Here is a 22,232-nt window from a genome sequence, read left to right as displayed (position 1 = left end):
CGTCTCCCCTGTTTGTATCAAGGCGGAGGACATCTGAATGAGCGGTTTTGTGCTGGCAATCGACCAGGGAACGACATCGACCCGGGCAATCCTGTTCGATAGTCAGATGAAGGTCGTCGGCAGCGGGCAGAAGGAATTTGCCCAGCATTATCCCGCGTCCGGCTGGGTAGAGCACGATCCGGAGGAAATCTGGGCGAGCGTCGTGACGACGGTAAAGGCTGCGCTGAAGAAAGCCGGCCTCGCTGCCTCGGATGTCGCGGCCATCGGCATCACCAATCAGCGCGAGACCGTCGTCATCTGGGACAGGGCGACCGGCAAGCCGATCCACAATGCCATCGTCTGGCAGGACCGGCGCACCGCGCCGCTCTGCCAGAAGCTCAAGAAGCAGGGACTTGAGAAGAAATTCACCAGGAAGACCGGTCTGCTGCTCGATCCCTATTTCTCCGGCACCAAGATCGCCTGGATGCTCGACAAGGTGAAAGGTGCGAGAAAACGCGCCGAGAAGGGCGAATTGCTGGCCGGCACCATCGACAGCTTCCTGATCTGGCGGCTGACCGGCGGCAAGGTTCATGCCACGGACGCTACCAACGCCTCGCGCACGCTGGTTTACAACATCGAGAAAAACGCCTGGGACGACGAGCTGCTGTCGGTTCTCAACATCCCGGCAAAGATGCTTCCCGAGGTAAAAGACTGTGCCGATGACTATGGAATCACGGAGAAAAATCTCTTCGGTGCCGAGATAAGAATCCTCGGCGTTGCCGGCGACCAGCATGCCGCGACCATCGGCCAGGCCTGCTTCGAGCCGGGCATGATGAAGTCGACCTATGGCACCGGCTGTTTTGCGCTGCTCAACACCGGCAGCGATCTGGTGCGTTCGAAGAACCGGCTGCTGACCACCATTGCCTACCGGCTGAATGGCAAGACGACCTACGCGCTGGAAGGCTCGATCTTCATCGCCGGGGCTGCCGTGCAATGGCTGCGCGATGGCATCAAGGTGATCGGCAAGGCCGAGCACAGCGGCAAGCTGGCGGCCGAGGCCGATCCGACCCAAAACGTCTATCTGGTGCCAGCCTTTGTCGGGCTCGGCGCACCGCATTGGGATGCCGAGGCTCGCGGCGCCATTTTTGGGCTGACGCGCAATTCCGGTCCGGCGGAGTTTGCACGCGCTGCCCTGGAATCCGTCGCCTACCAGACGCGCGACCTGCTCGATGCCATGCACAAGGACTGGAAGGGCGCGTCGGTCGAGACCGTGCTTCGCGTCGACGGCGGCATGGTGGCGTCGGACTGGACCATGCAGCGCCTGGCCGACATCCTCGATGCGCCGGTCGACCGCCCGACCATTCTGGAGACGACAGCACTCGGTGCAGCATGGCTGGCCGGCTCGAGGGCCGGCGTCTGGCCGGATGCCAGGAAGTTTGCGAAAAGCTGGGCACTCGAACGGCGCTTCCAGCCGGACATGGACACGCCGACGCGCTCCACCAAGCTGGCCGGTTGGCGCGATGCTGTGCGCAGGACACTGAGTGTGCCATAGGCAATCAGCTGGCTAGCTGATGCTACTTCGATACGGCGAATGAAAAAGGCCCGCGCCATGGCACGGACCTTTCAACGTGACACTGTCAGTTACTGGGACTCACCCGCGATCAATAGGGCGAACGGCATTCCTGGCGAGGACCGTAGTTCGGCTGGAACGTGTTGTCCGAAGCGCGGTAGCTGCGATAGCGATCATAGCACCACTGCACATGCGAATTACCTTCATAGACACGGTTGTTTTCGTTATTAATGATGGCACCCGTGATCAAGGCGCCGGTGGCGAAGGCAGCCAGCGGGAACCAGTTGTCGCCGTGGCGACGATAGCCGCGATGGTAATCGCGGTAGCCGCGATGACCATTCCAATAGACGCCGCCATCGTTGTTTCGGGCAAAGTTGCGACGGTTGCCGAAATCGCGGCTGCTGAAGTTGCGGTTGAAATGTCGGTTATGACGCCACTGCGAAGGGCCGTAGCGTGACTCTCCGACATTCAGAATATTCGACGACGAGTCCGATGCCTGTGGCACGAACATCTGAGCCGCATTAGCCGGCATGGCAGCCGCGGCAAACGAAACTGACAAAGTGGTCGCCAGTATACCCGATACGATCTTGTTCACTGTTCTTCTCCTTCGAAAGGGTGATTGACGTCCCTTGTGCTGGGAGAACGGGCGAGCCCGGCAATAGTTCCGCGTTAAAATATCAAGTTGCTGATTTATAATGTTTCTCTGGCTTGACGATGGCCTGGAGCCCATTCGTTCGGGTGCTCCGGACGGCCCTTGATACTCTACTCGAAGCGCCAGGCAGACAACATCGCAGTGCCGGGAAAGCTTGGCTTGCCCATGCGCTTTTCCGGTTGACCGGTCGAGGCACTCTCCCTATGTTCCGCGCAATTTCGAGGGCAGCGTTTCGAGCCCGCGGGAGCGCGTAGCTCAGCCGGTAGAGCAACTGACTTTTAATCAGTAGGTCATGGGTTCGAATCCCATCGCGCTCACCATTGTTTTCAGATCAGCGCTGATAGTGGTCGAGGTCCAGCGCCTAGGCGCCGGAAGGCAGAAGCTCGACTTCCCGCGACGCGTTCTCCCGGGCGCTTTCCGACATCAGTTGCTGCGCAACCGGCTGCACATTTTCCTTATAGGTGATGCACCTGTCGTAGATCTTCTTGGCCACGCGGTCTTTGCCAATGCGCTCCCATTCCGGCGTCCAGGGCGCATCCCAGTCAAACTGCTGCGCTATGAGAAGTTCTCGGTCAAAGCATTGCGGATCCCGTTCCAAAATCTGGCGGGCTTCATCGGCCAATGGCGTATAGGCCTGGACCGCAGCCATCTTTCTGGCGCGAGCAGCCGAATCCAGTTGGATTTCCACTTCGACAGTCCCCGGCACGTTGGGAACCGCGGCGGAGCAAAGCTGCTTGCGCCCCGGCTTCGGGCCTTGCAGACGCCTGTTGAGGGCATTGCCGAATGCAAAGGCCAGATCATGCATCGGATTGTAGCCATCGACCGCGTCCGAGACGACTTGCACCTCATGCATGTGAGACAGATCGGCGCTGATTCTCGTCAGCACATCGGCAAAGACGGCACTATCCCTGGCCAACAGCGCTTTATACCAGGTGGCGTCGGGAATATCGCCGAACACCGCGCCTGCGGTCGCGCCGGCAGCTTCCACCAAGTCGCGTGAATATTGGGTTCGGGAAGAATGGCGTCCGCCTGAACCGTCCGTCAAAAGGTAGATTCGCGGTTTCTTGAGCTCAAGCCAGTTATGGATCCTGAGCTCATGCCCCGGATGGGCAAGGATCAGCACATGTTGCAACTTTTCAGGCAAAAAACGGCTCCAATCCAGGGTCGGCATGCATCCGCCTTTCAGACCGCATCAAAGGCGACCAGGCATCAAAGGGTTTCCCACATGAGTTGGCCCCGGCCGTCTTTGTGCAACTTGTTTGGCCGATGCCTTCAAACTAAGAACGCTGCCTAGCATCTGTTATCCTCGCCGCCAATGCGGAGGTTGTGAAACAGCTAAGGAGGCGACATTTGCGGGTTCTCATCACCAATCTGTTCGTGTCGTACAACAGCGGTACCGAAGCCGTTGTTGAATTGCTGGCCGACGGGCTTCGCCGCGGCGGTCATCAAACCATGTTGCTGGCTCCAACGCTTGGCGAGATGGCCGATCGAATGCGCCTGCGCGGACACCATGTGGTGGACCGAATTGCCGAGATCGTCGAAAAGCCCGACATAATTCACGCACAGCATTTGACGCCTTGCCTGACCGCGCTGGCGCGTTTTCCCGATGTACCAGCGGTGTTTTCCTGCCACAGCGCTTTCTTCGAGGTCGAAGCCCCGATGCTTCATCCGCAGATACGCCGCTGGATCGCGGTCGACGAAGCGTGCAAGGCCAAATGCCTGTCGCGCGGTGTGCCGGCGGACAGATTGGACCTCATCTACAATGCTATTGACCTTGAACGCTTCAAACAGCGTCCGCCCCTGCCATCGAAGCCTTTGAAGGGGCTTCTGCTGACCAAGAATTTCGAGCATCAGCAAGCGGTGCGCGAAGCCTGCGCCAGGAGCAATATGCAACTGGATGAGTTGGGTCCCGCCACGGGCCAGTTTTCACATCAACTCGAAAAGGATCTGCTGCAATACGATATCGTGTTCGCAACCGCCCGGATGGCCATTGAAGCCGCAGCAGTGGGATGCTCGGTCGTGGTCTGCGACGCGCGTGGTTTCGCCGGTTTGCTCGACACGGCAAATATGGAGGCATGGCGGCGAATGAACCTCGGAGTCGGCCTTCTGACCAGGCCGACCACTGTCGAAAACCTGATGGAGGCGTTGTCAAAATTCGACGCTGACGACGCCGCGGAGGTCTGTGCATACTTTCGAAAGGTGGCGGGTGCCGAGCATTTCATCAACGAGCATCTTCGCACCTACAGTCAGGCCATTGAGACGAATGTCCAAACGACGGACGATGAGCGATCGCTCGCCACCGCATCCTGGATCGAGGAGATAGGCGTTTCGCGCGAACGCCGCAGATGGTTCAGTGTGGCCAACGAAATTGGCGGTGCCTGGCGTGATTCCTCAGAACAGGCGACGCTTCTCGATCTGCTCAGGTCGAACACGAAGACCTTGGAGAGTGGTGCCGCAGCACTGACGGACCTTGGCGAACGGGTCAAATCCTTTGGCTCCGATGCGCTCCTCAACGTGGCCCATGATAGCCAGGCCCGACTATACCGGCTTGAAGGGCAGCTTTCCGGCCTTTCAAGCGCTGTCGTTGATAGCGCTGCTTCGCTCCACAACGTGGCCCATGATAGCCAAGCCAGATTGCATCGCCTTGAAGGGCAGCTATCCAGCCTTTCAAGCTCTGTCGCTGATGGTTCTGCTTCCCTCAACAGCGCGACCCAGGACAGTCGGGCTGCATTGCATCGAATTGACGGAGAGCTGTCGCGCCTTTCAAATTTCGTCAATGAGAGCAAACGGCTCTACAACGACATGATTCCGCTTTTTATAAGAAAAATGTTTCGTCGGGCTCGGGGGCGAGGTTGAAGGTGTCTGGAGGCGTTCGTGGCTATTCAATTTGCACATCGCCAAGGTCCGGCAGCAATTACCTGTGCCAGCATCTCAGCAGCACCGGAATGCTCGGGCATCCGCTCGAGTATTTCAATTGGAGGGGACGCCGCTTTTTCGACGATCCAAATTTTCCCGAAGATGTAGCCGGGCAGGTCGAAAAAATTCTCACGATGGGCGCAACCTCCAATCGTATCTATGGTCTAAAAATTTTTGCCCACCAGCATGATTGGATTTCAAGCGAAATAGGCTGGTTCGACGCGCTTCCTGATCTTCGGTTCATCTTTCTATCAAGGCGGGACCTCCTCGGTCAGGCAATTTCCTGGGTGAGGGCCCTCCAAACCGGTCAATACCGCTCCACTCAACCGGTGAGCCAGGAAACGGTTTTCGATGCCGAGCTGATCCAGAGGCAACTCGATGCGCTGGTTCGGGAGAGGGCGCGTTGGGAGATGTTCTTTGCCCGGACCGGGATTGATCCTCTCAGGCTTGAATACGAGTCGATAGTCGCGGATCCCTTGAATGCCATCCGTCAAGTCGCGGACATGATGAGTGTGACGCTCCAACACAGCCCGGATTCGACGACCATCGTGATCCAGCAACAGCGAGACTCAATCAGCTTCGATTGGGCAGATCGTTTCAGGCGTGAGCGGGGCAATCCAAATACGCTGGACTTTGTATAGGGCTACCTGCATGCGGTGACGAACGTCGAACGGGTCGGGGATCGACGCTGCCCTTCAGTGACCTTCGAACACCAGCGAAACATGTCCGCCGGCGTGCCGCTCGAGCCGGCCAGCGAGGTCGAGTTCCAGGAGCACCATGAAGACCTGGGCCGGATGCAGGCCGGTGTGGCGGATGATCTCGTCGACCGACACCGGCGTCGGGCCAAGCGCCTCGATGACGCGGGCGCGGTCGCTTTCGCCCGGCGGCGGCGTGACCGAGAAGTCGGGCGGGTCTTGAAACGGTGGCACATCCGGCGCGCGCAAACCGGTCAGTGGCACGATCGCCCTGGAAATGTCCGAGGCCTCGGTGACCAGGGTGGCACCGTCCTTGAGCAGGCCGTTGGTGCCGGCGGCGCGCGGATCGAGCGGCGAGCCCGGCACGGCGAAGACCAGCCGGCCCATTTCGCCGGCAAGCCTGGCGCTGATCAGTGATCCAGAGCGCTGCGCTGCCTCGACCACAACCAGCCCGAGGGCCGCGCCCGCGACAAGGCGGTTGCGGCGCGGAAAATCCTGGGCGCGTGGCTGCCAGCCGAACGGCATTTCCGAAATGACGGCGCCGCGCTCGGCAATCTCCTCGCACAGGCCGGCGTTTTCGGGCGGATAGGGCAGGTCGAGCCCTCCGGCAAGCACACCGATCGTGCCGGTCGACAGGCTGCCCTGATGTGCCGCCGTGTCGATGCCGCGGGCCAGTCCCGAGACGATGCCGTAGCCGTCGCGGCCGAGCTCGGCAGCCAGCATGCGCGCCATCTTGATGCCGGCCAGCGATGCGTTTCGGGCACCGACGATGGCGACCCCCGGCAGCCGGAAGACGGCGGCATTTCCCTTGACGGCCAACAGTGGCGGCGGATGGTCCATGTTGCGCAACAGCGGTGGATAGTCGGGCTCTCCGATGCCGACAAAGCGCGCACCGGCCTTTCGGGCTGTGTCCAATTCGGCCTCGGCTTCGGCGATCGACGGGATGCGGGCGATGCGGTTGGCGCCTCCCGAAATCATCAATTCCGGAAGGATTTCCAGCGCCACCTCGGCAGAACCGAAGCGGTTGATCAGGTCGCGAAAGGAGGCCGGACCGACATTCTGGGTGCGGATCAGCCGCAGCCAACTCACCCGCTGCCGGTCGCTGAGGCGCGGCCCGGCGGCGGGTTCGCTCACGTCTTGGCTCCGATCTTGCCCTCGGTGCCGGCAAGCAGGCGCGAAATGTTTTCCCTGTGTTTGATGAAGACGATGATGCTCATCACCACGAACAAGGCGGCAATCTGCGGCGTGCTCAGGCAATAGAGGGCGACCGGCACGACGATGGCCGCCGTCAGCGCTGCCAGTGAGGAGTATCGGAACAGGAAGGCCATCACCAGCCAGACGATGGCGAAGATCAGCGCCACCTGCCAGGCAAGCCCAATGAGCACGCCGAGATAGGTCGCGACGCCCTTGCCGCCCCTGAAGCCCAGCCATGCCGGGAAGAGATGACCGAGAAAGGCGCCGAGACCGGCCCAAATCGCCAATTCAGGGGCGAAATGGCCTGTTATCAACACGGCGGCGGTGCCCTTCAGCGCGTCGAGCAGCAGCGTCGCGGCGGCAAGCCCCTTGTTGCCGGTGCGCAGCACATTGGTGGCGCCGATGTTGCCCGAGCCTATCTTGCGCACATCGCCAAGGCCGGCCGCGCGGGTGAGCAGCAGTCCGAAGGGAATCGAGCCCAGGAGATAGCCGAACACCAGCGCCGGGATGAGGCTGTAAGTCATTGTTTCCCCCGCATTTCCCCCAGAATGGCCGGATCAGGCGCGGTGCGCGGTGGCCGGCTCAGATTGAGAACACTGTGCGGCCCGCCACCAGCGTTTGCAAGACCTTGCCCTGCAACCGCGCGCCTTCGAAACAGGTGTTTTTCGAACGCGAGCGAATGCCGCTCTCGGCGACGATCCAGGGTTCGTCCAGATCGACCAGCGCAAGATCGGCAATCGCCCCCGGCTTCAGCGTGCCGCCAGGCAGGCCGAACAATCTCGCCGGCGCAGTCGATAGCGTCTCGATCAGCCTGAGCAGTGGCACATCGCCATTGTGGTAGAGCCGCAATGCCGCTCCCAGCAGGGTTTCGAGCCCGATGGCGCCGGCCGCCGCATCGGCAAAGGGCAGGCGCTTGGTGTCGACATCCTGCGGATCGTGCGAGGAGACGATGATGTCGATGGTGCCGTCCCTGACCGCTTCGATCATGGCCAGCCGGTCTTCCTCGGCGCGCAACGGCGGGGTCAGGCGGAAGAAGGTGCGGTATTCGCCGACATCGTTTTCATTGAGCGACAGATTGTGGATCGCCACGCCCGATGTCACGGTCGCGCCATCGACTTTCGCCCGCGTCACGGCGTTTGCTGCCATCGCGGTCGAGATCTTCGCCGCATGGTACGAACCGCGCGTCAGCCGTGCCAGCGCAAGGTCGCGCTCGAGAGGGATGGATTCGGCTTCACGCGGAATGCCGGAAAGGCCGAGCCAGCTGGCGTATAGGCCCTCGTTCATGACGCCGGACGAACCGAGGTCCGCGTCCTGCGTTTCATGCACGATGGTGGCGCCGAAGTCGCGCGCATAGGTCAGCGCGCGGCGCATAACCAGGGCGCTCGATATGGTGTGGCGGCCGTCGGTGAAGGCGACGGCGCCGGCTTCGCGTAAGAGGCCGAACTCGGTCATCTCGCGGCCGTCGAGGCCCTTGGTGATCGCCGCCGCCGGAAAGACGTTGACGCTTGCGGTGTCCTTGGCGGTGCGCAGCACGAACTCTACCAGCGCCACATTGTCGATCACCGGATCGGTGTCGGGCATCATGACGACGGAGGTGACGCCGCCGGCCGCCGCAGCGACACTGGCCGAAGCGATGGTTTCGCGATGCTCGCCGCCCGGCTCGCCGATGAAGACGCGGCCGTCGATCAGGCCTGGAATGATCGCCTTGCCGGCGCAGTCGATAACGGTCGCACCCCCGGGCGTGCCCTGGTTCAGCGCTGCCTTGCCGGCGGCGACGATCTTGCGGCCATCGAGGATGACGGAGCCGACTTCGTCGACACCGCGCGATGGGTCGACAATGCGAGCGCGCTCAAAGACCGTTATGCTCATGCGCCACGGCCCTCTTGATTGCGGCCCTCTTGATTGCGACGCGGGTCGAGCAGCGCTTCCATCACCGCCATGCGCACGGCAACGCCCATCTCGACCTGTTCCTGGATGACGCTTTGCGGGCCGTCGGCGATTTCTGAGGCGATCTCGACGCCGCGGTTCATCGGGCCGGGATGCATCACCAGCGCGTCGTCCTTGGCGGCCTTCAGCTTTTCGGCATCGAGGCCGAAATAGCGGAAATATTCGCGCACCGAAGGCACGAAGGCACCTTCCATGCGCTCGCGCTGCAGGCGCAGCATCATCACCACGTCGGCGCCCTTGAGGCCTTCGGCCATCGAGCGGGTGACGATGACGCCCATTTTCTCAATGCCACTGGGCAACAGGGTCGACGGTGCAACGACCCGCACCTGCGCGCCGAGCGCGTTGAGCAGCATGATGTTGGAGCGAGCCACGCGCGAGTGCAGGATGTCGCCGCAGATCGCCACGATCAGCTTCGACAGCGGACCCTTGGCGCGGCGGATGGTCAGCGCATCGAGCAGAGCCTGTGTCGGGTGTTCATGCGCGCCGTCGCCGGCATTGACCACCGAGCAGCCGACCTTCTGCGCCAGAAGGGCGGCAGCGCCCGCTGACTGGTGGCGGATGATCAAGATATCGGGCCGCATGGCATTCAGCGTCATCGCCGTGTCGATGAGCGTTTCGCCCTTCTTCACCGATGAACTCGCCACCGACATGTTCATGACATCGGCGCCGAGCCGCTTTCCGGCGAGCTCGAACGACGATTGCGTGCGCGTCGAAGCTTCATAGAAGAGGTTGATCTGGGTGCGGCCGCGCAGCGTCGAAGTTTTCTTCTCGGACTGCCGTGAAATCGCGACAGCGCGGTCCGCCCGGTCGAGCAGAAGCTCGATGTCGGCGGGGGAAAGATCGCGGATGCCCAGAAGATGGCGGTGAGGGTAGAGTGGCAGGGACGAAGCGTCGGTCATCTCAAGGCGTTGCTATAGGGTGGAGATTTTGCGGCTGCAAGCGGCAGCTTTGGATTGGAGCTGTTCTCCCCGGTATTTTCATCGTGCGCCTTGTATGGCTTGGGCTATATCTAGCCGATGGCCTCGGATTCGTGGTTTTCTGACGATAGGGACCTTTCTCCCGATAAAAGGATTGGGCGTGACCGACGACGTGACGAACCAGCCGCCGCCGCTGACGGGCGGCAACGCCTGGCGGGGCGATCCGTTGCTGATCCAGCTTGCGGAGCGCTTTTCCGATCCGGTGCGCAAGGACCTCGACGGGCTCGGCCGTTTCGTGCTGACGCAGGAGGCGCAGGAGTTAGCCCGTCTCGCCAATGCCGAGACGCCGAAGCTCAGGACGCATGACCGCCAGGGGCGGCGCATCGATGTGGTCGAGTTCCATCCCGCCTATCATGCCCTGATGCGCCGCTCGGTGGCCAATGGGCTGCATTCCTCGGTTTGGGAAAACGGCGACGCCGAGATTGGCCGCCGCCACCAGGTCCGCGCTGCCCGTTTCTATCTGACAGCGGAGCTCGAGACCGGGCATCTGTGCCCGATCACCATGACCAATGCTTCCCTGGCGGCGTTGATGGCCAGCCCAAAACTGTTTCGCGAATGGGCGCCGCGGGTGACGACGCGCAAATACGACCAGGGCCAGAAGCCACCGGTCGAAAAGACCGGGCTGACGCTCGGCATGGGCATGACCGAGAAGCAGGGCGGCACGGATGTGCGCGCCAATGTGACAAGGGCGGAACGCGTCGGTAGCGGGTTCTATCGCCTGACGGGGCACAAATGGTTCATTTCGGCGCCGATGTCGGATGCGTTCCTGGTGCTCGCACAGGCGCCGGAGGGGCTGTCTTGCTTCCTCGTGCCGCGCGTTCTCGGCGACGGCTCGGGCAACGGTTTCCGTTTCCAGCGGCTGAAGGACAAGCTCGGCAACCGCTCGAACGCCTCTTCCGAGGTGGAATTCGTCAACGCCATCGGCGAGATGGTCGGCGAACCGGGTGCGGGCGTGAAGACGATCATGGACATGGTGACCTTGACCCGGCTCGACTGTGCGGTCGCATCTTCGGCGATCATGCGTGCAGGTCTTGCCGAAGCCGTTCATCATGCCCGCCATCGACAGGTGTTCGGCGCCAATCTGATCGAGCAGCCGCTGATGCAGCGGGTGCTGGCCGACATGGCGCTCGATGTCGCCGCCGCCACCGCGCTGTCGTTCCGGCTGGCGCGGTCCTTCGACGAGGCGGCGAGCGATCGCGGCGAAGCCGCATTCGCCCGCGCCATGACGCCGGTCGTCAAATACTGGGTGTGCAAGATCGCGCCGCCTTTGCTCTACGAGGCGATGGAGTGCCTCGGCGGCAACGGCTATGTCGAGGAGGCGCCGCTCGCCCGCTACTATCGCGAGGCCCCGGTCAATGCGATCTGGGAAGGGTCCGGCAATGTCATGGCGCTCGACGTGCTGCGCGTGCTCGGGCGCGCGCCCGGCCTGTTCGAGGATGTGCTGGCCGGTATCGACCGTGACCTCGGCGCCGGCGGGCGTGGCACGATCGGCGTGCTGAAGGCGGCGATGCAGGTTGCCGCGACCGACGACGGCTCGGCCCGGCTGCTTACCGAACAGCTGGCGCTATCGGCGGCGGCGGCGGAATTGCGTCGGCTGGGGGCAGGGCGAATCGCCGACGCGTTCGTCGAGACGCGGCTCGCCGGCCAGTGGCGCAACACTTATGGCATGCTCGATTCGCGTCATGACGCGCGCATGATCATCGACACGCTCTATCCGCCTGTGAATTGAGTTTTCAAGATCGCAAAAAAGTGGCGCCATCGATCATTTTGAGGCGTCGGCGAGCCCCCACACGCGCGTCACTAATCGCCGTTAACCTTAACAAATGGTTTCCGTTGCGGTGACGAGCGGCAAAGCCCACTGTCGCGGCGAGAGCAAGGAATGGTTCAAATTGGCCAAATCCCTGCTTTGCGAAGCAGGAATGGCGATGCGACATGTACTGACCTCTTTTCTGGCCTTGCACTGGGCGATCGTTTTCGCCCTGCTTGCGTTCATATGCATCGACGGAAACCGTGGTGTTGCTGCAGCGCTGGGTGTGTTGGGTGCCACCATCGAGGGCACTCGCTTCATCGACCTCGACAACGCCATAGTCGTGGCCCCGCTCGCCACCGCCTTGCTGGTCGTCGCTGTGCTGTTCTTCTGGGCCTTTGTCGAAACCCTGATCAATGACGCGACCAGCCAGGGTGTCGACAGCGTCGCCCGCATCGCTTTCATCTCCGCGTCCGGCGTGTTGTCGCTGATCGTCGTCGGCGGCGCCGCGCAAGGCATCAGCGGGCTGTTCATGGTTGTGGCGGTGCAGCTGGCGGCACTTCTGGCATCCTATGTCGCCATGCTTGCCGAGCGACGGTCCGTTGCGGCGGTTGCTCAGGGCGATGGCGAGATCCGCGTCGCCGCGCACGCCATGGCCGAGGCCGCGGCCCACAATTCGCTGCTTTCGCTCATATCGGGCCGGACAGGCCCGAATCTCAGGGGAGGCCGCTGATGCGTTACATCTTCGCATTGTGGGCAGCCCCGATGGCGCTGTTCTGGGGCTGGTTCTACCTGTCGCTCAACGACATGAACTTCGGTTATGTCATGCTGAGCCGGCGGCTGCACGACTTCGTCTTCCAGCTCTATGGCCAGATGCTCGGTATCGATCCGGCGACCATCCCCGGCATGGTGGCAAAGGCCTGTGTCTTCGACGGGTTTCTGCTGATGGCGCTGTGGGCGTTTCGCCGCCGCCGCGAGATCGCCGGCTGGATCAAGCGGCGCTGGGCGGGTCCGGTTCCGTTCGAGCGGATGCGTGGAGCGACTGAAGCCGGTCCAAAACTCCCTGCAGAATAAACGCGGCTGCCGCCGAATCGATCTTGCCGGCGCGTTTGCGGCGCGAGAAATCCATTTCGATCAGCGTCCTTTCGGCCGCTACCGTCGATAGCCTTTCGTCCCAGAGCACGAAAGGCAGGTCGCTCACCTGCGCCATGTTGCGGACGAAGGCGCGCGATTTCTGTGCGCGTGGCCCTTCCGAACCGTCCATGTTGATCGGCAGTCCGATCACCACCGCGCCGGCATTCTCCTTCTGCAGCAGGGCTAGCAGCACGACAGCGTCGAGCGAGAATTTCCTTCGCATGATGACTGGGCGCGGATGGGCAAAGGAGAACCTCTGGTCCGAGACGGCGACGCCGATCGTCTTGTCGCCGAGGTCAAGCCCTGCCAGCGTCTTGCCGCCGGCAAGCCGCGCCGGCAATTCCTCGATCGTGATAATGCCCAATGGCCGTCCTTCGCCCTTCACCGCCATGTGTTCTCTCAGACACACAACGGACACAGTAACCCTTTGATCTCAGGGCTATCGGCGTTCTATCCTTTGGCAAGGCAAAAATCGAGGAAAGCATTCATGAAATTGACCTGGTACGGCCACTCGGCGTTTCGCATCGAAACCGCTGACGCCAAGATCCTCATCGACCCCTATCTGATCGGCAATCCGTCCTGGACGGGCGGCTGGGAAGGGCCGGCCGAGGGCATCACGCATGTGCTGCTGACGCACGGTCACAGCGACCACATCAGCGGCGCGCTGGAAGTGCTGGGCAAAAGCGGCGCCCAGTTGGTCGCCAATTTCGAAATCTGCATGTACCTGGTGGGCAAGGGCGCCAGCGACAAGAAGATCAACCCGGGCAACATCGGCGGCACCGTCGATTGCGGCGGTTTCACCACCACCTTTGTCCAGGCGCTGCACTCCTCATCGTTCCCGGGCGATGGCGGCCAGAACACCTATCTCGGCAATCCGGGCGGCCTCGTCCTGCATTTCCCGGAAGACCGGACGCTCTATCACATGGGCGACACCGACATCTTTTCCGACATGGCGCTGATCAACGAGTTGCATGAACCGAAGATCGGCATCGTGCCGATCGGCGACCGCTTCACCATGGGCGGTGCGGTGGCCGCGCTCGCCTGCCGCCGCTTCTTCAAATTCGAAACCGTGGTTCCCTGTCACTTCGGCACGTTTCCGATGATCGATCCGACCGCCGATAAGTTCGAGGCGGGCCTGGAAGGATCCGGCGTGAAGGTGGCATTGCCGAAGATCGGTGAGACGATTACGATTTAGACGCAGCCAAAGCGGAATGAAACCATGGCCTTGAGGCAGTCTCTTTGCGTGTCCATGTTGGTCGCGGCGTCACCCGCGCTCGCCGCCGACGATTTCATCGAAGGCGTCTACCTCCAATCCGAGGAGCTTTGCACACAGGCCAGGAAGGCTACGCTGCAGACGCTGATCGACGCTGGCAACATCGTGCTTTCGGCGCATGGCCTGCAAGGTGTCGAATACAATTGCGAGTTCGTACAGATCAGCAAGGCGACAGCCTCGCCAAGCTGGGCGGTGACGGCCATCTGCCAGGAACCGGGTTATGTGTTTCCCGACGTCCTTTCAGTGACCCAGATGAGCTCGACGCAGATCGATCTCGTCTCGGTCCGGCCGGCCGATGACGAAAGCGAGGCGAACGGCAACAGCGGCAGCTACTATCTGTGCGAGGGCGTTGCCCTGCCATAGACAGGATCTAAACGGTAGACCGATGACAGAAGAGCTGGGCCGACGCCTGGTGCTCTCGCACGATGCATGTTGCGCCGCGCGCGCGGCGCCGCTATAGCCCGAACTGGTTTTCCCCGAGGCAAAACATGTCCGTTGACGTCAAGACAGTGAAGCGCGTCGCGCGTCTCGCCCGCATTGCGGTGAGCGAAGAAGATGCCGAACGCATGACTGGCGAGCTGAACGCCATCCTCGGCTTCGTCGAGCAGTTGAACGAGGTCGACGTTTCCGGGGTCGAGCCAATGACCTCGGTGACGCCTATGGACATGAAGAAGCGCCAAGACGTCGTCACCGACGGCAACAAGGCCGCCGATATCGTAGCCAACGCACCGGCGACCGAAGAGAATTTCTTCCTCGTGCCGAAGGTCGTGGAGTAGCGCGCCGATGGCTATCGAGATCGCCGTTGAAACGCCGCTGCAGGAGGACGTGCGCGGTCTGGTCAACGAGCTCAACCAAACGCTGCTCGAACTGACGCCGCCGGAGCACTGCTACCACCTGACGGTTGAGCAGATGGCCGGTGAGGATACGACCGTTTTCATCGCCCGCGACAACGGCCTGGCCATCGGTTGCGGCGCGCTGAAGCGTCATGACGGCGCCATCGGCGAGGTCAAGCGCATGTACACGCGGCCCTCGCATCGCGGACGCAAGATCGGCGCAGGGATCGTCGAGCGGGTCGAGGCGCTGGCGCGCAAGGAGGGGCTGAAACGCCTGGTGCTGGAGACGGGCGATCGTCATCCAGCCGCGTGGACCGTCTACGAACGCGCCGGGTTTTCGCGCTGCGGCCCGGTGCTGGATTATCCCGATTCCGAGTGGTCGGTGTTTTACGAAAAGAGCCTTTGATGAGCGACCTGACCCAGCTGACGATTTCACAGGCCCGCACCAAGTTGCGCGGCAAGGAAATCACCGCGACCGAAATCACCGAGGCCTATCTTGCGGCCATCGATCGCGCCAATCCGGTGCTCAATGCCTATGTGGCGGTGACCGGCGACAAAGCGCGCGACATGGCGAAGGCGTCCGACGCCAAACTGGCGAAGGGCGAGGGCGGTGCGTTGGAAGGCATCCCGCTCGGCATCAAGGACCTGTTCGGCACCGAAGGCGTCCATACCCAGGCCTGCAGCCATGTGCTCGACGGGTTCAAGCCGCGCTACGAATCGACCGTTACCACCAATCTATGGACCGACGGCGCGGTCATGCTGGGCAAGCTCAACATGGACGAGTTCGCCATGGGATCGTCCAACGAGACCTCCTACTACGGCCCGGTCATCAACCCGTGGCGGCGCTCGCGCCTCGACACGGTGGTGATGCCGACCACGCATCAGGGCGACGGCGGCTTCGTATCGGCTGGCGGCACCAGGACCGAGCGCAGCCTGGACAATGCGCAGCTGGTGCCAGGTGGTTCTTCCGGCGGTTCGGCAACCGCGGTCTCGGCCTTCCTGTGCGCCGGCGCGACGGCGACGGATACGGGCGGCTCGATTCGCCAGCCGGCGGCCTTCACCGGGACTGTCGGCATCAAGCCGACCTATGGCCGCTGCTCGCGCTGGGGCATCGTCGCCTTTGCGTCGTCGCTCGACCAGGCCGGACCGATCGCCCGCGATGTGCGCGATGCCGCGATCCTGCTGAAGTCGATGGCCTCTGTCGACCCGAAGGACACGACCTCGGTCGACCGGCCGGTGCCGGACTATGAGGCGGCGATCGGCAAGCCGATCAAGGGCATGAAGGTCGGCATCCCCAAGGAGTACCGCGTCGACGGCATGCCCGACGAGATCGAGGCGCTGTGGCAGAAGGGCATTGCCTGGCTGAAGGACGCTGGCGCCGAGATCGTCGACATTTCCCTACCGCACACCAAATACGCGCTGCCGGCCTATTATATCGTTGCGCCAGCCGAGGCGTCATCCAACCTCGCGCGCTACGACGGCGTCCGCTACGGGCTGCGCGTGCCGGGCAAGGACATCGTCGATATGTATGAGAAGACCCGCGCCGCCGGTTTCGGCCGCGAGGTCAAGCGCCGCATCATGATCGGCACCTATGTGCTGTCGGCGGGCTATTACGACGCCTACTATCTGCAGGCGCAGAAGGTGCGCAATCTGATCAAGCGCGACTTCGAGAATGTCTTCGCCGCCGGCGTCGATGTCATCCTGACCCCGGCTACACCATCCGCCGCCTTCGGCATCGCCGATGAGGACATGGCGGCCGATCCGGTCAAGATGTATCTGAACGACATCTTCACCGTCACCGTGAACATGGCCGGCCTGCCGGGCATCGCCGTGCCGGCGGGTCTGGACGCCAAGGGCCTGCCGCTTGGCCTGCAACTGATCGGCCGGCCGTTCGATGAGGAAACCCTGTTCCAGACCGCCGCCGTCATCGAGCAGGCGGCCGGCACATTCCAGCCGGAGAAGTGGTGGTAAGGATGTCGCTCGTCCAACGGGGTTGAGCGATGTTCTTCTATCTTTCCAAAGTCTTCTGGTTCTTCATCCAGCCTCTCAACCTGACGATCTTCCTTCTGCTGGCGGGATTGGTTGCCGCAATGATCGGCCGCCGGCGGCTTGCCGTCACCGGCAGCGTGCTGGCGTTTCTGATCCTTGGGCTGTCGGCCTGGACGTCGCTTGGTGCGATGATGCTCAACCCGCTGGAGGAGCGTTTCGCGCGCCCGCCACTGCCGGAAAAGGTCGACGGCATCGTCGTGCTCGGCGGCGGCTTCGAAGGTGCCATCAACCTGGTGCGCGGCGGCTATGAATTGAACAGCGGCGGCGACCGGATGGTCGAGACCGCGATTCTCGCCCGGCGCTTTCCAACCGCGAGGGTGGTCGTCTCCGGCGGCACTGGCGAACTGTTCCTCGAAGGCGAGGGCGACGCAGCCACGGCACCCCGATTGCTCACTGCACTTGGTGTGACGGCCGATCGCCTGATCCTCGAGAACAAGTCCCGCAACACCTATGAGAATGCCGTCTTCACCAAGGAGCTGGTAACACCGAAGCCCGGCGAGAGCTGGCTGCTGGTGACCTCGGCCTTCCATATGCCGCGCGCCAAGGCGCTGTTCGACAAGGCCGGTTTTGCAACCATTCCCTGGCCGGTCGACTACCGCACCACGGGGCGGGAAGGCATCAGCCTGTTCCGCGACAATCCGGCCGATTCGCTGCAGGTCACCACAATGGCCATCCGTGAATGGATCGGGCTCTTCGCCTACTGGATATCGGGCCGGATCGATCAGCCTTTTCCCGCCCCCGGCGGCTGACCGATCACCGCGTGTCTGGCCGCTGAGAAGAACTGGCGCCGCACCAGCACGGCCAGGAGCAACAGCGTCGACAAAACGAACACCGTGGGATCGACGAACCAGCCGAGATAGCCGATCGAGAAGAACACGCCGCGCAGGCCGGAATTGAAATGCTTTCCGGCCAGCATGTTCATTTGCGTAGCACGCCAGACCGCTGTTTCGGTGACCGGGTTGCGTGACGCTTCACCATGCAGGATCGGCACGGCGCCGATCAGGATCGTGCAATAGTTGAACAGCCGGTACGCCCAGCCGAATTTGAAGAACGAAAACGCCAGGATCAGGACCAGTCCGAACACCTTTATCTGAAAGGCCGCGCGCGACGGGGCGTCGCCCAGGGGCAGGTCGCTCAGCACCTCAAGTACCCGATCGGATGCGCCGAGCAAGGCAAAGCAACCGCCGATCGCGATCAATGAGCTGGAGGCGAAGAAGGCGGTTCCCTGTTGCAACCCGCTCATGATGGCGGTGTCGACGATGCGGATCTCACGTTCGGCCATGGTGCGCATCCAGGCTTGTCGCTGCGTGTTCATCGCCGTTGTCAGCGACACGCGGCTGACCAGCTTGCCGTCGGAGGCAAGCGTGTGCAGCAGCCACGCGACGAGGAAGAAAGTCAGCGCCGCGAGATCGGCTGTCGAAAGATCGAGGGAATCGCCCATAGTCCGAATTTATCACATTCAGTGCGATCGCTTCGATGCCCGCCAGAGAGCGATCGAACCAATGTCGCTGCCGGAGCAAACAAGGTCGGCAGGCGATGCGCCGCGATTTCCAAAAGAGCGGAAACATCCTGGGAATTCCTATATGTAGTCCTTGACGTGACTCCAGGAGACAGCGCCGCGTGTTCCTTTCGGTTTTCGACCTGTTCAAGATCGGCATAGGCCCCTCGAGTTCGCACACGATGGGTCCTATGACCGCCGCGGCGCGGTTTCTCGACGAGGTCGCGGGAACTGATTGGCCGCGTCCGGCGGGCGTCAAGGTCGACCGTCTCGCCGCCAGCCTGCATGGCTCGCTCGCCTACACAGGCATCGGCCACGGCAGTGATCGCGCGGTCGTGCTCGGCCTTGCCGGGTTGACGCCGCAGACAGTCGATCCCGATCAGGCTGATGGCATTGCCAGCCGCATCACCGCGGAAAAGCGCATTTCGCCGCCCGGCCATCCGTCCTATCGTTTCGACCCGGCCACCGATCTGGTGCTGGACCGCAAGACGCCGCTCACCGGCCACGCCAACGGGATGGCGTTCTATGCTTATGATGCGGGCGACCGCCTGCTGCTCAAACGCATCTACTATTCGATCGGCGGCGGCTTCGTGGTTTCGGAAGAAGAGCTGCAGCGGATGAAGGCCAAAGGGTCGGTGACGACCGAAGGCAAGAAGGTGCCGTATCCCTTCAAGAATGCGGTCGAGATGCTGGCGATGGCCGGCAAAAGCGGCCTTTCCATCGCCGACATGAAGCGGATCAACGAAGAGACGCAGATGTCGCGCGAAAAGCTCGACGCCGGCCTCGACGGCATCTGGAGCGCCATGAAGGGCTGCATCGACCGTGGCCTTTCGCAGGACGGCATCATGCCGGGCGGACTGAAGGTGCGCCGGCGCGCGCGGATGCTGCATGACAAGCTGCAGGAGCAGTGGCAGCAGAACAGACCCAATCCCTTGCTCGCCAATGACTGGCTGTCGATTTACGCCATGGCGGTAAACGAGGAGAATGCCGCCGGCGGCCGCGTCGTCACCGCGCCGACCAATGGTGCGGCCGGCACCCTGCCGGCGGTGCTGCGCTACTGGCTGCATTTCCATCCCGAGGCCGATCAGCCGAGCATCCGCGACTTCCTGCTGACGGCTGCCGCCGTTGGCGGCATCATCAAGACCAATGCCTCGATCTCCGGCGCAGAGGTCGGCTGCCAGGGCGAGGTCGGGTCGGCATCCGCGATGGCCGCGGCTGGCTTGTGCGCCGTCATGGGCGGCACGCCAGAACAGGTCGAAAATGCCGCCGAGATCGCGCTCGAACATCATCTCGGCATGACCTGCGATCCGGTCGGCGGGTTGGTCCAGGTGCCTTGCATCGAGCGCAATGCGCTGGGCGCGGTCAAGGCGGTGACGGCTGCGTCACTGGCGATCAAGGGCGACGGCATCCATTTCGTGCCGCTCGACGCGGCGATCGAAACGATGCGCCAGACCGGCCTCGACATGAACGAGAAGTACAAGGAAACCAGCCTTGGCGGGCTCGCCGTCAATGTCGTGGAGTGCTGAGAGGCCGTCTGGAAACCCACTCCGGCGGCCATCTGGCGGCGTTCTCTGCGCTTCCAGTGCTCACGGACCCAAATGTCCGCTGCGCTCCGGTTCTCGAAAACGCCACCATATGACTAGCCAGAGCGAATTTCGAAACGGCCTCTGGGCACCACAGGCTTGGTCTCTGGGTGCTGGCACTGTGGAGAAGTCGATCAGGCCGTTGACGCATCCGCGCGCCGGACTAAACCTTAGGCGATGTTTCTCAATCTCTTAAAACTCTGTGTCGGCTGCGACAGCGTCGAGGATCTCGAAGAGTGGATCGCCTTTCGCCTCGACGAGCGGCGGCGCGCCGGTGAGCCGGTCGAGCAGTATCACACGACGCGAATGGTGCCGACGCGCGGCGCCGAGATCACCGACGGCGGTTCGCTCTACTGGGTGATCAAGGGCAATGTGCAGTGCCGGCAGTTGATCACCGAGATCCGGCCGTTCACCGACAGCGAAGGCATCGGCCGCTGTCATCTCATTCTCGATCCGCAAGTCGTGCGCACCGACTGGCAGCCGCGCCGGGCCTTCCAGGGCTGGCGCTATCTGAAACCGTCGGACGCGCCGGCCGATCTCGGCAAGGGCAAGGTCGGGCTGATCGAGATGCCGCCGAAGCTCAGGCGCGAGCTTGCCGATCTCGGCCTGCTGTAAGCCATCGCACTCTCAAGGGGTTGTCTGCTTCAATTGCGGCTGGTTTGCTGGCCCTCAAACTTGCGTCGCACTGGACTTGCAAGCGGCGCGACAACGCCACATCTTGTTTTCATGAGCGACAAAAAGCAGCCTGTGCCCACAAGGGCCAATCCTGCGCCGGTCAAACCTCAATCCAACGCCGGCGAGATCGAAGCGTTTCTTCGGCAGGCAAGGACGCTGGCTGCGTCGGCGATGGGGTCAGGCAGGCTGATCCTTTCGCTCGACGCGACGATGAGCCGCCAGCCGACCTGGGATCTGGCTTGTGAGCTGCAGGGCCAGATGTTCGATGCCGTCGGCAAGGCCGGAACCCTCAGCGTCCAACTGGTCTATTTTCGCGGCCTGGGCGAGTGCCGTTCGTCCGCTTTCGTGGCCGACACCAATGCCTTGAAGCAACTGATGACGCGAATCGAATGCCGCAGCGGCAACACCCAGATCGGCAAGGTGCTGGCGCATGCGCTGAAACAGACGGCCACGGCCAAGGTCAATGCGCTGGTCTATATCGGCGATGCGATGGAGGAGAACATCGACGATCTGGCTGGAAAGGCCGGCAGCCTCGGCCTGCATGGCGTTCCTGTCTTCGTCTTCCAGGAAGGTCATGATTCCGGCGCAGAAAAGGCGTTTAAGGAAATCGCGCGGTTGTCCAAAGGGGCGTGGTTCCGATTTGATCGGCGGGCTGCCGCGACCCTGGCAGGACTGCTTTCGGCGGTTGCGGTGTTTGCAACCGGTGGGTTGAAGGCGCTGGAAGCCAGGGGCAGGCCGGAAGACCGGCTTATGATTGAGCATCTACGGGGCGGCGGGAACTGATGGGCGCAATCATCGCATTGGTGGCACTGCTTTTGGTGCTTCTCGGCGTGGCCACGATCTTCCTTCGCGCCGACCCGGCAAAATTGGCCAGCGGCATGAAGACACTTGGGCCGGTCCTCCTAGGGCTGGTCGGCATCGCTATGGTTGCGGTCGGGCGCGAAGGCATCGGCGGCATAATTCTATCGGCGGCAATCGCCTGGTATGGATCCATGCGGATGAAGCAACCGACGGCAAAGCTCGCGCCGGGCAAGCGTTCGACGGTGCGCACCGCGGCACTCGAAATGGAGCTTGATCACGATACCGGTGGCCTCGAAGGACTGGTCCTGGCTGGCCGCCACGAGGGCAAGATGCTTGGCGCGATGGGGCTGGCAGAGCTGCAGCATCTCTACCGCGAACTCTCCGGCGATCCGGAGAGCCGGCAACTGCTAGAGACGTATCTTGACGGCAGATTTCCCGTCTGGCGCAAAAACGCTGAGACGAACGGTGGCGAAGGGCTGGGTGTTGCGCCAGGTTCGGGCGCCATGACTAAGGAGGAGGCCTACAAGGTCCTTGGTCTTGAAGCGGGGGCCGCCGCGGCGGATGTCCGCAAGGCGCACCGCCGCCTGATGCAGCGCCTGCACCCCGATATCGGCGGCACGTCTTTCCTGGCGGCGCGGATCAATGAAGCCAAGGACGTCTTGCTCTCCAATCACAATTAGTTCTCCTTCGACGCAGAATTTTTCCGGGA

Annotated in this window: 24 protein-coding genes and 1 tRNA gene; 17 read left to right on the top strand and 8 right to left on the bottom strand. The window is 62.4% G+C overall.

The window, feature by feature from the left end:
* Nucleotides 1-37 precede the first annotated feature (37 nt).
* On the top strand, nucleotides 38-1,531 hold the full coding sequence (gene glpK, locus AC1DYW_RS19205) for a glycerol kinase GlpK (RefSeq protein WP_477227289.1): 1,494 nt from the start codon (nucleotides 38-40) through the stop codon (nucleotides 1,529-1,531).
* Between the two features lie 109 nt (nucleotides 1,532-1,640).
* Here glpK and AC1DYW_RS19200 read toward each other — a convergent pair whose 3' ends face one another.
* Complete coding sequence (locus tag AC1DYW_RS19200; RefSeq protein ID WP_477227288.1) at nucleotides 1,641-2,144, bottom strand: BA14K family protein; 504 nt, start codon at nucleotides 2,142-2,144, stop codon at nucleotides 1,641-1,643.
* A gap of 301 nt (nucleotides 2,145-2,445) precedes the next feature.
* Between AC1DYW_RS19200 and AC1DYW_RS19195 the strand changes: the two genes are divergently transcribed.
* Nucleotides 2,446-2,521: transfer RNA gene (locus AC1DYW_RS19195), tRNA-Lys, on the top strand.
* Between the two features lie 41 nt (nucleotides 2,522-2,562).
* Here the strand turns inward: AC1DYW_RS19195 and AC1DYW_RS19190 are convergent.
* Nucleotides 2,563-3,372, bottom strand: coding sequence for a hypothetical protein (locus tag AC1DYW_RS19190; protein ID WP_477227287.1), 810 nt, complete (start codon nucleotides 3,370-3,372; stop codon nucleotides 2,563-2,565).
* 179 nt (nucleotides 3,373-3,551) lie between these two features.
* On the opposite strand from AC1DYW_RS19190, the gene AC1DYW_RS19185 reads away from it, so the two are divergent.
* Together AC1DYW_RS19185 and AC1DYW_RS19180 are read left to right on the top strand one after the other, a co-directional pair.
* On the top strand, nucleotides 3,552-5,057 hold the full coding sequence (locus tag AC1DYW_RS19185; RefSeq protein ID WP_477227286.1) for a glycosyltransferase: 1,506 nt from the start codon (nucleotides 3,552-3,554) through the stop codon (nucleotides 5,055-5,057).
* Nucleotides 5,058-5,059: 2 nt separating this feature from the next.
* Complete coding sequence (locus tag AC1DYW_RS19180) at nucleotides 5,060-5,758, top strand: Stf0 family sulfotransferase (protein WP_477227285.1); 699 nt, start codon at nucleotides 5,060-5,062, stop codon at nucleotides 5,756-5,758.
* Nucleotides 5,759-5,812: 54 nt separating this feature from the next.
* Here AC1DYW_RS19180 and dprA read toward each other — a convergent pair whose 3' ends face one another.
* From dprA to AC1DYW_RS19160, 4 genes are read right to left on the bottom strand one after another with little or no spacing between them, the layout of a single operon-like run.
* A complete protein-coding gene (gene dprA / locus AC1DYW_RS19175) occupies nucleotides 5,813-6,946 on the bottom strand; it encodes a DNA-processing protein DprA (protein ID WP_477227284.1) in 1,134 nt (377 codons plus the stop codon).
* Nucleotides 6,943-7,530 carry a glycerol-3-phosphate 1-O-acyltransferase PlsY gene (gene plsY, locus AC1DYW_RS19170; RefSeq protein ID WP_477227283.1) on the bottom strand — a complete coding sequence of 196 codons (588 nt, stop codon included), beginning with the start codon at nucleotides 7,528-7,530 and terminating at the stop codon, nucleotides 6,943-6,945. Before plsY ends, dprA begins: the two co-directional genes overlap by 4 nt.
* 58 nt (nucleotides 7,531-7,588) lie before the next feature.
* Nucleotides 7,589-8,875: a dihydroorotase gene (locus AC1DYW_RS19165; protein WP_457150864.1), complete on the bottom strand. Its 1,287-nt coding sequence runs from the start codon at nucleotides 8,873-8,875 to the stop codon at nucleotides 7,589-7,591.
* Nucleotides 8,872-9,852: an aspartate carbamoyltransferase catalytic subunit gene (locus tag AC1DYW_RS19160; RefSeq protein WP_095091837.1), complete on the bottom strand. Its 981-nt coding sequence runs from the start codon at nucleotides 9,850-9,852 to the stop codon at nucleotides 8,872-8,874. Before AC1DYW_RS19160 ends, AC1DYW_RS19165 begins: the two co-directional genes overlap by 4 nt.
* 178 nt (nucleotides 9,853-10,030) lie before the next feature.
* On the opposite strand from AC1DYW_RS19160, the gene AC1DYW_RS19155 reads away from it, so the two are divergent.
* The 3 genes from AC1DYW_RS19155 (at nucleotide 10,031) to AC1DYW_RS19145 (ending at nucleotide 12,751) form a co-directional block, all read left to right on the top strand.
* The gene (locus tag AC1DYW_RS19155; protein ID WP_477227282.1) at nucleotides 10,031-11,659 is read left to right on the top strand and encodes a DNA alkylation response protein; all 1,629 of its coding nucleotides are present in this window, start codon (nucleotides 10,031-10,033) and stop codon (nucleotides 11,657-11,659) included.
* Between the two features lie 196 nt (nucleotides 11,660-11,855).
* Nucleotides 11,856-12,410 carry a hypothetical protein gene (locus AC1DYW_RS19150; protein ID WP_477227281.1) on the top strand — a complete coding sequence of 185 codons (555 nt, stop codon included), beginning with the start codon at nucleotides 11,856-11,858 and terminating at the stop codon, nucleotides 12,408-12,410.
* Nucleotides 12,410-12,751, top strand: a complete 342-nt coding sequence (locus AC1DYW_RS19145; protein ID WP_457150867.1) for a DUF6105 family protein — start codon at nucleotides 12,410-12,412, stop codon at nucleotides 12,749-12,751. Before AC1DYW_RS19150 ends, AC1DYW_RS19145 begins: the two co-directional genes overlap by 1 nt.
* Here the strand turns inward: AC1DYW_RS19145 and ruvX are convergent.
* Entirely contained in the window at nucleotides 12,669-13,175 is a 507-nt protein-coding gene (gene ruvX, locus AC1DYW_RS19140; RefSeq protein ID WP_457150868.1) for a Holliday junction resolvase RuvX, read from the bottom strand. The genes AC1DYW_RS19145 and ruvX overlap by 83 nt on opposite strands.
* Nucleotides 13,176-13,298: 123 nt before the next feature.
* Between ruvX and AC1DYW_RS19135 the strand changes: the two genes are divergently transcribed.
* The 6 genes from AC1DYW_RS19135 (at nucleotide 13,299) to AC1DYW_RS19110 (ending at nucleotide 17,715) form a co-directional block, all read left to right on the top strand.
* On the top strand, nucleotides 13,299-14,006 hold the full coding sequence (locus AC1DYW_RS19135; protein WP_095091835.1) for a metal-dependent hydrolase: 708 nt from the start codon (nucleotides 13,299-13,301) through the stop codon (nucleotides 14,004-14,006).
* 24 nt (nucleotides 14,007-14,030) lie between these two features.
* Entirely contained in the window at nucleotides 14,031-14,447 is a 417-nt protein-coding gene (locus AC1DYW_RS19130) for a hypothetical protein (RefSeq protein ID WP_457150869.1), read from the top strand.
* 125 nt (nucleotides 14,448-14,572) lie between these two features.
* Entirely contained in the window at nucleotides 14,573-14,860 is a 288-nt protein-coding gene (gene gatC, locus AC1DYW_RS19125) for an Asp-tRNA(Asn)/Glu-tRNA(Gln) amidotransferase subunit GatC (RefSeq protein ID WP_095091833.1), read from the top strand.
* 7 nt (nucleotides 14,861-14,867) lie between these two features.
* The gene (locus tag AC1DYW_RS19120; protein WP_457150870.1) at nucleotides 14,868-15,323 is read left to right on the top strand and encodes a GNAT family N-acetyltransferase; all 456 of its coding nucleotides are present in this window, start codon (nucleotides 14,868-14,870) and stop codon (nucleotides 15,321-15,323) included.
* Nucleotides 15,323-16,888, top strand: a complete 1,566-nt coding sequence (locus AC1DYW_RS19115; RefSeq protein WP_477227280.1) for an amidase — start codon at nucleotides 15,323-15,325, stop codon at nucleotides 16,886-16,888. Before AC1DYW_RS19120 ends, AC1DYW_RS19115 begins: the two co-directional genes overlap by 1 nt.
* A gap of 29 nt (nucleotides 16,889-16,917) precedes the next feature.
* Nucleotides 16,918-17,715 (top strand): YdcF family protein, encoded by a 798-nt coding sequence (locus tag AC1DYW_RS19110; RefSeq protein ID WP_477227279.1) that lies wholly within the window; start codon nucleotides 16,918-16,920, stop codon nucleotides 17,713-17,715.
* Here AC1DYW_RS19110 and AC1DYW_RS19105 read toward each other — a convergent pair.
* Nucleotides 17,688-18,407, bottom strand: coding sequence for a DUF599 domain-containing protein (locus AC1DYW_RS19105; protein ID WP_477227278.1), 720 nt, complete (start codon nucleotides 18,405-18,407; stop codon nucleotides 17,688-17,690). The two genes, AC1DYW_RS19110 and AC1DYW_RS19105, sit on opposite strands and share 28 nt — an antisense overlap.
* 179 nt (nucleotides 18,408-18,586) lie before the next feature.
* On the opposite strand from AC1DYW_RS19105, the gene AC1DYW_RS19100 reads away from it, so the two are divergent.
* From AC1DYW_RS19100 to AC1DYW_RS19085, 4 genes are all read left to right on the top strand, one after another.
* Nucleotides 18,587-19,990 carry an L-serine ammonia-lyase gene (locus AC1DYW_RS19100; RefSeq protein ID WP_095091828.1) on the top strand — a complete coding sequence of 468 codons (1,404 nt, stop codon included), beginning with the start codon at nucleotides 18,587-18,589 and terminating at the stop codon, nucleotides 19,988-19,990.
* A gap of 234 nt (nucleotides 19,991-20,224) precedes the next feature.
* Nucleotides 20,225-20,662: a DUF1489 family protein gene (locus tag AC1DYW_RS19095; protein WP_477227277.1), complete on the top strand. Its 438-nt coding sequence runs from the start codon at nucleotides 20,225-20,227 to the stop codon at nucleotides 20,660-20,662.
* A gap of 111 nt (nucleotides 20,663-20,773) precedes the next feature.
* Nucleotides 20,774-21,505: a vWA domain-containing protein gene (locus AC1DYW_RS19090; RefSeq protein ID WP_477227276.1), complete on the top strand. Its 732-nt coding sequence runs from the start codon at nucleotides 20,774-20,776 to the stop codon at nucleotides 21,503-21,505.
* Nucleotides 21,505-22,203 (top strand): DnaJ domain-containing protein, encoded by a 699-nt coding sequence (locus AC1DYW_RS19085; protein WP_457150876.1) that lies wholly within the window; start codon nucleotides 21,505-21,507, stop codon nucleotides 22,201-22,203. The genes AC1DYW_RS19090 and AC1DYW_RS19085 overlap by 1 nt, the downstream gene beginning before the upstream one ends.
* Nucleotides 22,204-22,232: the final 29 nt, after the last annotated feature.

It is taken from the genome of Mesorhizobium sp. P2_D5, from assembly GCF_056404355.1.
This window is presented reverse-complemented; position numbering and strand designations above follow the sequence as displayed.

What these genes read in the sequence shown, in the direction of transcription:
- glpK (WP_477227289.1), top strand. Translation starts at nt 38, where the DNA reads ATGAGCGGTTTTGTGCTGGCAATCGACCAGGGAACGACATCGACCCGG.
- AC1DYW_RS19120 (WP_457150870.1), top strand. Translation starts at nt 14,868, where the DNA reads ATGGCTATCGAGATCGCCGTTGAAACGCCGCTGCAGGAGGACGTGCGC.
- AC1DYW_RS19190 (WP_477227287.1), bottom strand. Translation starts at nt 3,372, where the DNA reads ATGCCGACCCTGGATTGGAGCCGTTTTTTGCCTGAAAAGTTGCAACAT.
- AC1DYW_RS19090 (WP_477227276.1), top strand. Translation starts at nt 20,774, where the DNA reads ATGAGCGACAAAAAGCAGCCTGTGCCCACAAGGGCCAATCCTGCGCCG.
- AC1DYW_RS19135 (WP_095091835.1), top strand. Translation starts at nt 13,299, where the DNA reads ATGAAATTGACCTGGTACGGCCACTCGGCGTTTCGCATCGAAACCGCT.
- AC1DYW_RS19145 (WP_457150867.1), top strand. Translation starts at nt 12,410, where the DNA reads ATGCGTTACATCTTCGCATTGTGGGCAGCCCCGATGGCGCTGTTCTGG.
- AC1DYW_RS19110 (WP_477227279.1), top strand. Translation starts at nt 16,918, where the DNA reads ATGTTCTTCTATCTTTCCAAAGTCTTCTGGTTCTTCATCCAGCCTCTC.
- AC1DYW_RS19115 (WP_477227280.1), top strand. Translation starts at nt 15,323, where the DNA reads ATGAGCGACCTGACCCAGCTGACGATTTCACAGGCCCGCACCAAGTTG.
- AC1DYW_RS19085 (WP_457150876.1), top strand. Translation starts at nt 21,505, where the DNA reads ATGGGCGCAATCATCGCATTGGTGGCACTGCTTTTGGTGCTTCTCGGC.
- plsY (WP_477227283.1), bottom strand. Translation starts at nt 7,530, where the DNA reads ATGACTTACAGCCTCATCCCGGCGCTGGTGTTCGGCTATCTCCTGGGC.
- AC1DYW_RS19130 (WP_457150869.1), top strand. Translation starts at nt 14,031, where the DNA reads ATGGCCTTGAGGCAGTCTCTTTGCGTGTCCATGTTGGTCGCGGCGTCA.
- AC1DYW_RS19160 (WP_095091837.1), bottom strand. Translation starts at nt 9,852, where the DNA reads ATGACCGACGCTTCGTCCCTGCCACTCTACCCTCACCGCCATCTTCTG.
- gatC (WP_095091833.1), top strand. Translation starts at nt 14,573, where the DNA reads ATGTCCGTTGACGTCAAGACAGTGAAGCGCGTCGCGCGTCTCGCCCGC.
- AC1DYW_RS19105 (WP_477227278.1), bottom strand. Translation starts at nt 18,407, where the DNA reads ATGGGCGATTCCCTCGATCTTTCGACAGCCGATCTCGCGGCGCTGACT.
- AC1DYW_RS19150 (WP_477227281.1), top strand. Translation starts at nt 11,856, where the DNA reads ATGCGACATGTACTGACCTCTTTTCTGGCCTTGCACTGGGCGATCGTT.
- AC1DYW_RS19165 (WP_457150864.1), bottom strand. Translation starts at nt 8,875, where the DNA reads ATGAGCATAACGGTCTTTGAGCGCGCTCGCATTGTCGACCCATCGCGC.
- AC1DYW_RS19095 (WP_477227277.1), top strand. Translation starts at nt 20,225, where the DNA reads ATGTTTCTCAATCTCTTAAAACTCTGTGTCGGCTGCGACAGCGTCGAG.